This is a genomic window from Mariniphaga sediminis (assembly GCF_003573545.1).
Classification (GTDB): Bacteria; Bacteroidota; Bacteroidia; order Bacteroidales; family Prolixibacteraceae; genus Mariniphaga; species Mariniphaga sediminis.
On the sequence record NZ_QWET01000001.1, the window covers coordinates 320,146 to 332,132 of the forward strand.

Annotated in this window: 9 protein-coding genes; all 9 read left to right on the plus strand. The window is 44.3% G+C overall.

Translation table 11 applies throughout. From position 1 onward, the window contains the following. Nucleotides 1-75: 75 nt before the first annotated feature. The 9 genes from D1164_RS01110 (at nt 76) to D1164_RS01150 (ending at nt 11,969) form a co-directional block, all read left to right on the plus strand. On the plus strand, nt 76-2,505 hold the full coding sequence (locus D1164_RS01110) for a sodium:solute symporter family transporter (RefSeq protein WP_119348086.1): 2,430 nt from the start codon (nt 76-78) through the stop codon (nt 2,503-2,505). Between the two features lie 10 nt (nt 2,506-2,515). Further along, nucleotides 2,516-3,331: an HpcH/HpaI aldolase family protein gene (locus D1164_RS01115; RefSeq protein WP_119348087.1), complete on the plus strand. Its 816-nt coding sequence runs from the start codon at nt 2,516-2,518 to the stop codon at nt 3,329-3,331. A gap of 9 nt (nt 3,332-3,340) precedes the next feature. After that, the gene (locus D1164_RS01120; RefSeq protein ID WP_119348088.1) at nt 3,341-4,297 is read left to right on the plus strand and encodes an aldo/keto reductase; all 957 of its coding nucleotides are present in this window, start codon (nt 3,341-3,343) and stop codon (nt 4,295-4,297) included. Nucleotides 4,298-4,325: 28 nt separating this feature from the next. Further along, nucleotides 4,326-5,249, plus strand: a complete 924-nt coding sequence (locus tag D1164_RS01125; protein WP_119348089.1) for a Gfo/Idh/MocA family protein — start codon at nt 4,326-4,328, stop codon at nt 5,247-5,249. A 20-nt stretch (nt 5,250-5,269) separates the two neighbouring features. Further along, the gene (locus D1164_RS01130; RefSeq protein ID WP_119348090.1) at nt 5,270-6,046 is read left to right on the plus strand and encodes an SDR family oxidoreductase; all 777 of its coding nucleotides are present in this window, start codon (nt 5,270-5,272) and stop codon (nt 6,044-6,046) included. Between the two features lie 91 nt (nt 6,047-6,137). After that, a complete protein-coding gene (locus D1164_RS01135) occupies nt 6,138-8,450 on the plus strand; it encodes an aminotransferase class III-fold pyridoxal phosphate-dependent enzyme (RefSeq protein ID WP_119348091.1) in 2,313 nt (770 codons plus the stop codon). Between the two features lie 15 nt (nt 8,451-8,465). Beyond that, entirely contained in the window at nt 8,466-9,635 is a 1,170-nt protein-coding gene (gene nagA, locus D1164_RS01140; RefSeq protein ID WP_119348092.1) for an N-acetylglucosamine-6-phosphate deacetylase, read from the plus strand. Nucleotides 9,636-9,664: 29 nt separating this feature from the next. Beyond that, nucleotides 9,665-10,609: a 6-phosphogluconolactonase gene (locus D1164_RS01145; RefSeq protein WP_119348093.1), complete on the plus strand. Its 945-nt coding sequence runs from the start codon at nt 9,665-9,667 to the stop codon at nt 10,607-10,609. A gap of 169 nt (nt 10,610-10,778) precedes the next feature. Next, entirely contained in the window at nt 10,779-11,969 is a 1,191-nt protein-coding gene (locus D1164_RS01150) for a cupin domain-containing protein (RefSeq protein ID WP_119348094.1), read from the plus strand. Nucleotides 11,970-11,987: the final 18 nt, after the last annotated feature.

Consider the following 11,987-nt stretch of genomic DNA (forward strand, 5'->3'; position numbering starts at 1 on the left):
GCTTTGAAGATTTAATCCGGATGAAAAATTAACGAGCGAATGATTACTGCAAAACTATTCATGAAATAACCTAAAATGAAAAACTGTAGACAAATTACTATTCTTGCTTCTTTATTCTTTTTACTGACCACTGCTGTGAAGGCTAAGTCAGAGAGTGCTGGGTATTCTGAGTTTCTAAAAAACAGGGTAGAAACAGATGCCAGCTTTTGGATCCGGATTCATGCCGCCGAAGCATTAATCTCGAACAATTTTGAAATAGATGCAGACCAGCTTTTCAAAGAGGCGCTTGAAAAAAATGGGGCGGAGAAAATAGGAGCTTTAAGGGTAATGGCCCGTGGCAGCAGAGGTGATAGTATTAAAACTGATTCCATTGCAAAGGAGATATTATATCAGTTTCAGACGGCTCAAAATGAACATGCAAAGTTGGTGGCCCTGGAAACCCTGGGCAAGCTTGGAATGTATCTTCCCAATGAACAAATTTCCGACCTGGCCCAAAACGGGGAAGGAGGAATAAAGGCACTGGCCCTTTGGGTGCTGGCCAATTCAGGAAATGAACAGGATATGAATGCGTTATCGGATTTGTTATTTTCAAAAGATTCGACACAATTTCGTTATGCTGCTTATGCATTAAGATTCCTTCCCAATGTCTCTTCTCATGCTTATTTAAAAATGAAAGAGAAGCTAAATAGCTTGAACAGGGAGCATCCGTTCAGGGTATATTTAGTGAGTGCATTGTATGTTCATGCACCAGATGAGGATCTTGATTTATTCAGGGAACAATTGTTTAACTACCTGAAGGGAGATGTTTATGAGCGGTATGAAGTGTATGAAGTGTTGGCCCAAAGAGGTACAGAAGAAGACATTGCGGGAATCAGTGAAGCATTCAAAGCCGAAACAAATAACGACGTCAAAGTGGCGGCTTCAAATGCTTATCTTGCCAACGAGCATTATTTACAAAGTCATATTGTTTGGGTTGACTGGCTGATCCTGTTTTTGTACGGATTGTTGCTCATTGGAATAGGTTGGTTTTATTCTTCCCGGCAAAAAAATAAAGAAGATTATTTTTTGGGGGGGAGGTCTATTCATCCCTTCTTTGCCGGTATTTCTTTATATGTATCTTTTTTTAGTGCCATTTCATACCTTGCTGTTCCCGGAGAAGTAATAAAATACGGGCCATTGTTTGCCCTGGCCTTAATAGCCGGGGTGCCGGTTATCATTTTTTTGGCGAACTATTATCTGATTCCTTTTTTTATGAATTTAAAAATAACCAGTGCGTATGAAATACTTGAAAAACCATTAGGGAAGGGAATGCGTCAGGTTGGTTCAATTATTTTTATCATTACGCGCTTTTTATGGATGGCCCTGCTGTTATACCTGGCTTCCAAAGCGATGGTGGTGATGATGGGGTGGAATGAAAAGGCAATATTGATAGTTATATTGATTTTGGGATTAATAACTATCTTTTATACTTCAATGGGGGGCCTGAAGGCAGTATTGATGACCGATGTGATCCAGTTTTTTATTTTGCTTCTGGGTGCCATTCTGACTATCGGAATTGTTGCGTTTAAATTTGATGGCGTGGGTACACTTATTCCTTCATCGTGGTCAGACAACTGGGAGACGGTTGATTTTATCAGTCTGAACCCTTACCTGCGGCTAACCATATTCTTTGCGTTTATCAACAATATTACCTGGTGGTTGTGTACCACGGGATCAGATCAAATGGCAATCCAGCGGTTTTTATCGACAAAAGACCTGAAATCTGCCCGCCGGACTTTTGTCCACACACAATCGGGTATGGTGGTAATTACAGTATTGTTACTGTTTGTGGGGTTTGCCGTTATGGGCTTTTATAATATTCATCCGAATTTATTGCCGTCTGGAGACAATGCCACGGTTGAGGCAGACTTTTTATTTCCCCATTTTATAGCCAATCAGTTTCCTCCGGGAATGTCCGGACTGGTTATTGCCGCCTTGTTTTCAGCTTCCATGTCAAGTTTGTCTTCGGGCGTAAACTCGGTTGGCTCTATTATTTCGGCTGATATTTTGCCGGCTATATTAAAAAATCGCAAGAATCTTGATACGATACGAAACATTCGTATCATTAGTATATTCATTGGTGTATTGGCTATTGTTCTGAGCCTGGGGATTCAGTTTGTGCCGGGTAATATTATCGAAGTAACGGCTAAAACCAACGGCCTTTTTATTGCTCCGTTATTCAACCTTTTTGTCAATGCCCTTTTTATTAAAAAGGCAAAACCTTTTGGTGTGTTAATGGGGTCGATATATGGTTTTATGGTCGCCTTTCTTATCGGATTTTGGGATGTATTAACGGGCAATCCGCCTTTATCGTTTTTATGGATTGCCTTTGTATCCTTGATCGTATCTTTAGTAAGCAGCTTGCTTTTCAATTATATTTTCCCTTCAACGCGGGGGAAAAAGGCTGTGTTGTTGGGAATTATATTGGTAATTCCATGGGTTATTTTATTCTCTGTAATCATTTAATAACAAAATCATGAGAAGAAGTCGTGTTTTGGAGAAGTTAAGGGCAGGTGAAACTGCCAGTTGTTTCAAGGTGAACCTCAGTGATCCTAAAATCTCAGAGATTGTTGCCATGTCCGGGTTTGATTGTGTCTGGCTCGATCAGGAACATATCGGACAGGATTGGTCGGAGCTGAATGCCGGAATCTGGGCCGCCAAAGCGCACGATAAGGATGTAATGGTACGAATTCCACGGGGAAGCTACAGCGATTATATCCGGCCACTTGAGATGGATGCGGCGGGAATTCTTGTTCCGCATATTATGAGCCTCGAAGATGCCCGGAAAGTGGTTAACATGGTCCGGTTTCATCCCGTTGGCAGGCGGCCTCTTGATGGGGGGAATGCGGATGGTGCTTATGCTACACTCGATTTTAATGAGTACCTGGAACAGGCGAACCAGCAGCGTTTTGTTGTTCTACAGATTGAAGACCCTGAACCGCTTGATGATTTGGAAGCTATTGCAGCCCTGGAGGGGTACGACATGCTGTTTTTTGGCCCGGGAGATTTCAGCCAGGGTATTGGCGCCCCCGGTCAGTGGGATCATCCGAAGTTGATTGAAACCCGCAAGAAGGTAGCAGAAATGGCGAATAAGTATGGTAAATATGCTGCCACGGTTGGCAGTCCGGATAATCTGGACGAATTAGTTGAAATGGGATACAAATTTATCAATATGGGAGCCGATGTTATTGGGTTGTCATCTTATTGCCGTAACCTGGTCAAAAGGTTCGAAACGGGTGCCGAAAACAAAACCGGGGAGAAAAAGAAAAGAACAGACAGTCCTTACAAATAACTTTTAACAATGAAAAAACGACCTTTGGGAAATACAGGTATTCATGTTTCTGAAATCGCTTTTGGTGGGGTAGAAATAGGAATGCCTTACGGAATAGGGGTTGAAAACGCTGCCGATATGCTTTCGGAAAGTGAAGCCATCGAGCTGCTTCACGCAGCTCTGGATGCAGGAATCAATTTTTTTGATACCGCGCGTATGTACGGCGAAAGCGAAGCAATTATGGGTAAGGCTTTTAAGCACCGGAGGGATGAGGTGGTGCTTTGTACAAAGTGCCGCCACCTGATTGATGATAAAGGGAAAATTCCTTCCGGTTCAGCGTTGAAGGAGTTCATTGAAGGCTCTTTAAATGAGAGTCTCAGGGCGCTTCAAACTGATTCTGTGGATGTGTTTATGTTGCATCAGGTTAATTTCGAAATTTTGGAAAACGAAGAAATTGCATCCATATTTCTAAACCTGAAAAAGGAAGGGAAAATTAAGGCAACAGGAGCTTCTGTGTATACTCCTGAAGAAACACAAAAAGCCATTGCAACAGGAGTGTGGGATGTGTTGCAGATTCCATTTAACCTGATGGATCAGCGGCAGGAGACATTTTTTTCACAGGCTAAGGAAAAAGGAGTCGGCCTGGTGGTGCGCTCGGTTTTGATGAAAGGACTTTTAAGCGATCGCGGGAAAAACCTTCATCCGGCGCTGAAAAAAGTAGAACAACACATTGCGGGCTACGGGGAGTTAATGCAACGTACTTCATTCGACCTTCCGATGCTTGCTACAAAATTTGCACTTTCATTCCCTGAGGTTTCTTCCATTTTGGTAGGTATCGATCGTAAAGAGTATTTGGAGCAGTCGCTTGAAGCAGCCGATGGGAGCTACCTGGAAGAGGAGACAATGCAAAGGGCAAAACAGATGGCTTTTCCCGAGCCGGATTTTCTGAATTTGCACCACTGGAGTAAAATGAATTGGTTGAAATAAGTTTCAAAATAAAAGAAAGGGAAACAAAATGATTCGAACAGGTATAATCGGCATGAGTCCGGGAAATGCACATCCCTATTCCTGGTCGGCCATAATAAATGGCTGTTTCAATGCGGAAGAGATTAACCGGGTAGGTTATCCGGCAGTTTCTGACTATCTGAAAGCCAATGAAGATACACTGGGTATTAACGGGGCAAAAGTTACCTGTGTCTGGACGCAGGATAAGGAAATTTCGGAGAGCATTGCAAAAACAACGCAGATAGAAACCATTGTCAACAACATGGAAGAAATGATCGGCCTGGTAGATGCGGTGATACTGGCGCGGGATGATCCTAAAAATCATGTTGCCATGGCGAAACCGTTTATCGACGCAGGCATTCCCGTTTTTATTGATAAACCACTTGCGGTAACCAAAGAAGACCTGCATTACTTCTCGGAGCAGGTTGCAAAGGGTAAATTTATCATGTCTTGTTCATCCATGCGTTACGCGAATGAGGGCAGGATTGTGAAACAGGAATTGGCATCTTTGGGAAAACTGGAACTGGCCACCGCCGTTGGAAAAAAAGACTGGATCAAATACGGTGTGCATCTTTTGGAGGCTTTGTTTGCGCTCTTGGATGATCCGAAACCGGTTTCTGTAAAGCATGTGGGAGAGTCAGGAAAGGACATTGTTTATGTTGAGTTTGAAAACGGATTCCGGGCAACATTACACCTGTTTATGGAAATCTCTCCCACCTTTCAGCTATCGTTGTTCGGGCAGAAGGGGTGGAGACTCATCGATGTCAAAAATTCCTATTCTATGTTCCGGGATAATATCATTGAGTTTATCCGTTCGGTAGAAGAAGGAGAACCAAGACTTTCTTTTGAAAAAACCAGGGCAATAATAAATACGCTTATGGGCGCTATGGAGAGCCTCAAAAAAGGAGGCGAAACAATTCATCTGGCAGAGTAATCCATTTAAAATTTATTGAAATGAACGTAAAAGATTTATTGAATTTAAAAGGAAAAATAATATTGGTAACCGGTGGCGCAGGGTTGTATGGAAAGAGCATTGTGGAAGGATTGGCCGAAGCCGGTGGTACGGTTATAACCGCTTCCCGGAACTTAAAAAACGGACAGGCTGTAGCCGACGCTCTTCACAGTAAAGGCCTCGATGTACATGCCATGGTGGTAGACCAGGCAGATCATTCATCTGTAATGGCCCTGAAAAATGAGATTCTGAAATCATTCGGAAAGCTGGATGTTTTTGTGAATAACGCTGTGGCAAGGCCCATGAAAGGTTATGATGATTCGTTGGATCATTTTGCTGAGTCCATGCGGATTAACGCGACCGGAATGATGGATATTTTGCGTGAGATGTGCGATTTAATGGCGGAAAACGGAGGGGGTAGTGTCATCAATATCAGTTCCATGATGGGCATGTTTGGCCCCGACCTGTCAAACTATGAAGGTACAAATATGGGAAATCCTCCGCCGGATTATTTTTTTCATAATGCAGGGGTTATCAATCTCACCAGGTATCTGGCCAGGGTATTGGCCGATAAAAATATCCGGGTAAACTGCGTTAGTCCCGGAGGGTTGTTTAGTAATCAGCCTGAACAGTTTGTTAAAAACTACAACAAGAAAGTTCCGGTGGGCAGAATGGCCAACAACGATGACATTAAAGGTTTGATGGTTCTCCTGGCATCGGATGCCGGAGCCTATATCAATGGTGAGAACATTTTGATGGATGGCGGAATGCATGCCTGACAGAGGTGAAATGGAGTTTAATTCGATGGTTCGATTCAAAAGATAGTACGTTCATAATTCAAGGGTTAATATTTTTTATAAAAATGTTAGGATGAATAACAGTTGGACATATAATGAAACGGATAAAAAAGTGGGAACGCAATTGAGCGAATTCCTTCCGGACAGGATATTTGATATCCATGCCCATATTTATCGAAATTCTGATTTGAATTCATTGGAAGCCTCCGGAGAAAAAAATGAACATGCTGAGTTTTCAGTTGATATGTGGAAAACTCATGTGACAGATTTTTTAAATGGAGTGACACCCGAAGGAGGACTGTTCTTTCCTTTCCCCAGGACAAAGTTGGATATAGAGGGGGCGAATAATTACCTGTTGTCGCAAATTAAGGAAGAGAAATTGTCAAGGGGACTGGTTGTGGTTTCCCCGGACATGGGCCGTGAAAAATTGTCCCATTTGTTTAAGCAGCCTGGTATTGTGGGAATGAAGCCTTACCATGTATTCAGTAAGGAAACCCCAACCTGGGAATCTTCCCTGGCAGGTTTTTTGCCGGATTGGCAACTGGAGTTAGCCGATGCCCATGGTTCCATTGTGATGCTTCATATTGTAAAAAGCGGGTCCATCACCGATGCTGGTAATATTAAGGAGATCCGCGAAATGTGTACCCGCTACCCCGGAATGAAACTTATCCTGGCCCATTCAGCAAGGAGCTTTCATGCCCCGCATGCTGCTGAGGGGATAAAAAAATTACGGGGTATCGAAAATATTTGGTTTGACAACTCCGCCATATGCGAACCTGAATCATTAATGGTTATCCTGAAAGAATTCGGTCCGCGTAAATTAATGTGGGGGAGCGACTTCCCGGTTTCCCAGCTAAGAGGCAAATCTGTTACTGTGGGGGACGGTTTTGTGTGGCTTGATGAAAATTTCTGCGATTGGAAGAAAGTCCCTTTTGCCCATCCTGTTTTGGTTGGAATTGAATCATTGCGGGCATTAAAAGTGGCTGCCGGTGAGTTTGGGTTAAATAAAGCAGATATCCGGGACATCTTTTTTGAGAATGCCCATCGTTTATTGTTCGAAGACAAGCATCCCAAAAATGTGACGCAGGAATTATATGACCGTGCCAAAAAACGTATTCCCGGCGGTACCCAACTTCTGAGCAAAAAACCTGAACTGATGGCTCCCGGTCGCTGGCCCGCCTATTACCGGGAAGCGCGCGGTTGCGAGGTATGGGATTTGGATGGCAGGCATTACTACGATATGGTAACCAATGGAATTGGGAGCTGTTTGCTCGGTTTCAGTGACCCGGATGTTAATGCGGCAGTTAGGCGCCGTATCAACCTGGGGAGTATGTCCTCGCTCAATTCTCCGGATGAAGTGGAGCTGGCTGATCTGCTCTGTGATATTCATCCCTGGGCCGAACAGGCACGTTTTACCCGTACAGGGGGTGAAGCATGTGCCGTGGCAGTCCGGATTGCCCGGGCAACCACCAACCGCTCTTTGGTGGCCATTTGTGGCTATCACGGGTGGCACGATTGGTACCTGGCTGCAAACCTCGGTGAGAACGATGCGTTGAAAGGGCACCTTCTTCCGGGATTGAACCCTTCCGGCGTCCCCGACCAGTTACGGGGCACCGCTGTTACTTTTGTGAACAACGACAGGCAAAGTTTTCAAAAAGTGATAGATGAGTATGGTCCGCGGCTTGCCGCTGTAATAATGGAACCATGCAGAAGTGTTGATCCGGAGCCCGGATTTTTGGAGTTTGTCAGAGATGAAGCGCACCGAAGCGGTGCTTTGCTCATTTTTGATGAGATAACCATTGGCTGGCGGCTTCATTTTGGCGGTGCCCACCTGCACTTTGGCGTTTCTCCTGATTTGGCTGTTTTGGCCAAAGCGCTGGGAAACGGATTCCCCATCGGGGCAGTAATCGGGACTCAGGAGGCTATGTCAGGCGGCAGTTCATCCTTTATAAGCAGTACCTACTGGACGGAAGGAATTGGCCCTGCAGCAGCATTGGCTACCGTACAAAAAATGGGCACAACAAATGTCGTTCAGCATATTGCAGGGGTGGGTGAAAAAATCAAATTTGAGTGGGCCCGGCTCGGCAAGAAATACGGATTACCTGTGGAAACAAGTGGATACCCGTGTCTTGCCCATTTTAGCTTTCAACATGAAGATTCGGAAAAACTTCGCACAGTGTACACCCAGATGATGCTTAAACGTGGATTCCTGGCCGGTTTGTCGATCTATCCGACCATGGCGCACACCGATGAAGTTTTATCACTATATATTCAGGCCATCGAAAATGTGTTTTCCCATATTGGCAAAGCGCTTAAGAATGGCTCAGTCAACAATTTACTGGATGGGGAAGTCGCTCACAGCGGTTTTGCCCGTTTAACAAAATAATAAAGAATGTAACAGATGAAAACAAAGACTTATTCGATTATTAAAGGCAATATAATTACTGATTCCGGAATTCAGAAGAACAGTTTTATTTCGGTGGAAGACGGAAAGATTAAATCTATAAGCGATGTTGCTCCTGAAGGTGAAGTGCTGGATGCGGGTGATTCTTATATTGTTCCCGGGTTTATTGATCTGCACATGCACGGTATCCAATATGCCCTGGTTGATAACGGCCCGGATGACTTGTTGGAAATATGCCGGAATTTACCACAATACGGGGTGACTGGCTTTTTGCCGACCGTTGCCCCCCGCCGGAAGGGTGAAGATGCTGCATTTTTATCCGAACTTTCTGCAACCAAAAGGGAAGGCGCTGAAATTCTTGGTTTTCACCTTGAAGGTCCGTTTTTGAAAATAACAGGTTCCCTGCCATCTGAAGCCATTTCACAATCAGATACTTCGAGGGTTGAAGCACTTATTCAGGCAGCAAAACCTTACCGCGCTATTTTTAGTGTATCGCCTGATGTGGAAGGCATTGACAAATTACTGCCGTTAATGACCCGGGATAACACCCCTGCATTTATGACCCACACAGCTGCTACGGTTAAAGAAACGCAGGCTGCCATTGAGATGGGTGTGCGTCATGCCACGCATTTTTATGATGTTTTTCCTTGTCCTGCAGTAACCGAACCGGGAGTAAGACCTTGTGGGGCGGTAGAGGCCGTGCTGGCTGACAAAAGGGTCAGTGTTGATTTTATTCTGGATGGGGTTCATGTGGACCCGGTGGCCGTAAAAATGGCGCTGGCCTGCAAATCAGAAGGTCCGGGGAAAGTATGCCTGATTACCGATTCAAACGTAGGAGCGGGGCTTGAACCGGGGCGTTTTACTTTTGGGGGCAGTGGCGAAATTGAGTTTGCGTACAAAGGAGCGCCCGCAAGGTTGGTAAAAGGTAACGTATTGGCCGGAAGTGGTCTGACTATGGATCAGGCCGTAAGAAATGCAGTAGAATGGCTGGATATTGATGTGGCAGAAGCCGCAAAAATGGCCGGTACTTATCCGGCAGAAGCTATTGGATTGGGGCACAGAAAAGGAAAACTGACGGCCGGTTACGATGCCGATTTTGTCATTCTGGACAAACAGCTAAATGTAGTTCAAACCTGGGTTGCCGGGAAACAATATTTCAAATCATAACAAACCGAATCTTTATAAAAAGTAAAAAGATGAAGAACGAGAAAAAAGCATTCGAATTCAGCCCTTCGTTATCGGTTCCTTTTAGAGATAAAAAGGAAATTGAACGGGCGCTGCAAATAAAAAGAGAGGACATTGAAAAACATGATAATCCCGATTTTAAAATACGGGTTGTTCCGGATAGTGATACTGAATTTATTTGGGTTACTGATTTATTCAAAAGGATAAAACATTCTGCAGAAACCGGCGAAAAGTTGGTGATGATCCTTCCCAACCCAGCGCCTTCCTACCGGCATGTGGCACGTTTAATTAATGCCTGCAATATCGATTGCCGGAATGTATTTGGATTTGCCATGGATGAATATGCCGATGAAGACGGAAATATTGCCCCGGAAGAGTGGAAATTTGGGTTTACGCATGCCATGATGAAATACTTTTATTATGAAATCGATGAAAAACTTAGGCCGCCCAAAAATCAAATTGTCGGTTTTACCAATAAGAATATAAACGACTACAGTAAAATGATTGAAGATGCCGGTGGTGCCGATATTTGTTACAGTGGTCCGGGCTGGACGGGTCACCTGGCATTTATTGAGCCGGATGCACCGGAATTCCGGGCGCCACTGGAAGAATGGAAACAGATGGGGGCCCGGATTTGTACGTTGAGCCCGTATACCCTCGCCCAAAATTCCCTTCATGGCAGTTTCGGGAAAAGCGGGAACCTGGCTGCTGTACCTCCAAAGGCCGCAACTATCGGCCCACGCGATGTTATTCATTCGAAGAATCGGTTTGATATGCATGCCATAACAGTTCACGGAACCACTACGGCATGGCAACGTTCTATCTCACGGCTCGTGTTGCACGGTCCGGTAACCCCACTGGTACCGGAGTCTATTCTGCAAACGTTAAGGACCGATGTGTTTGTTTCTGAAACCATTGCGCAAAATATTGAACCTGACTGGAATAAAGGATATTGATTGCTTCTGGCAGATAATGAGGAAATAATTTATGGTGTCCTTCATACGAAAAAAATATTCAGGAATAATTATCCATACAGAAAAATGGTTGTCTGGTTCATTGCGTTTTTAATCGATTCAGAAAATGTAATGGACGGTTTTCATAAATGATTAACGATTTTTTTCAGCAATGAAGATTAAAGAAACATTTGAAAAAGGGGAAGGGGTTCTGCGGTTAATACCTGTTTTTATGCCGATACCGTTTAGTAAGGCAGGATTCCGCCTGCGCCTTCATCCGGATGATTATTATGCCCTGGGCACCAGGCGCGGTTCAATAAAGGAGCGTTGGCTTTCATCGGTAATGCCTCACCGAAATGATCCGCTGGCAAAACCAGATGAAGGACTGAGTTATGTTTTGCCGTTCAACGAAAAAGCAGAAGAAAAATTTACTTTGAAAGAAGCCGTGGATGTATTGGGGAAAGAGATTGTGGGAGAGGAATTGATGCAAAAATATGGAGGATGGCCCATGCTCTCCAAATTTATCGATTACGGGGCGCCCCTGTTTCATCACTTGCATTTTGGTTTTAATGCGGCGGCAGAAGTAGGTCGATTGGGCAAACCCGAAGCCTATTATTATCCTCCGGAAATGAATAACCATGAAGGGGAATTCCCGGTAACATACTTTGGCTTTGACCCGGATGTTACAAAAGAGATGGTGAAGGAACGAATGTTGAGGTACGAAGAAGGAGATACCCGGATTACCGAACTTTCCCGCGCATATCGTATTGAACTTGGTACCGGTTGGTACACTCCGCCCGGCGTATTACACGCTCCCGGTTCGCTTTTAGCTTACGAACCGCAATGGAATGGCGATGCAAATGCGGTATATGAAAATATCGCTTCTGGTGAAGTCATTCCTTACGAATACCTCGCGGGTAATTGCCCGGAAGATCGGAAAAGAAGCATGGATTATATTTTAAGTCTGCTGGATTGGGAGAAAAACATTGATCCGCATTACAAAAAACATTATTTCCGTCGTCCGCTTCTGTGTGAAGGTTCCAATGAAAAATATACCGAAAAATGGATTACTTATGGCAACGATTATCTGGGGGCAAAAGAGCTAAGAATTAATCCGGGCCAAACAGTTACTGTAAAAGATGGTGCAGCGTACGGTTGCATTGTAATACAGGGTTTTGGAAAGTTTGGTGTTTACGATGCGGAGGCACCGGTAATAGTAAGATTTGGGCAGCCGGGCAACGATGAATATTTTGTAAGCGAAGCCGCGGCCCAAAGAGGGGTTACAATTACGAATAACAGCAGGTTTCAACCCATGGTAATTTTAAAGCATTTTGGACCAAACCATCCCCAAATGCCTGTATAAATTTTAAATAAATAATGA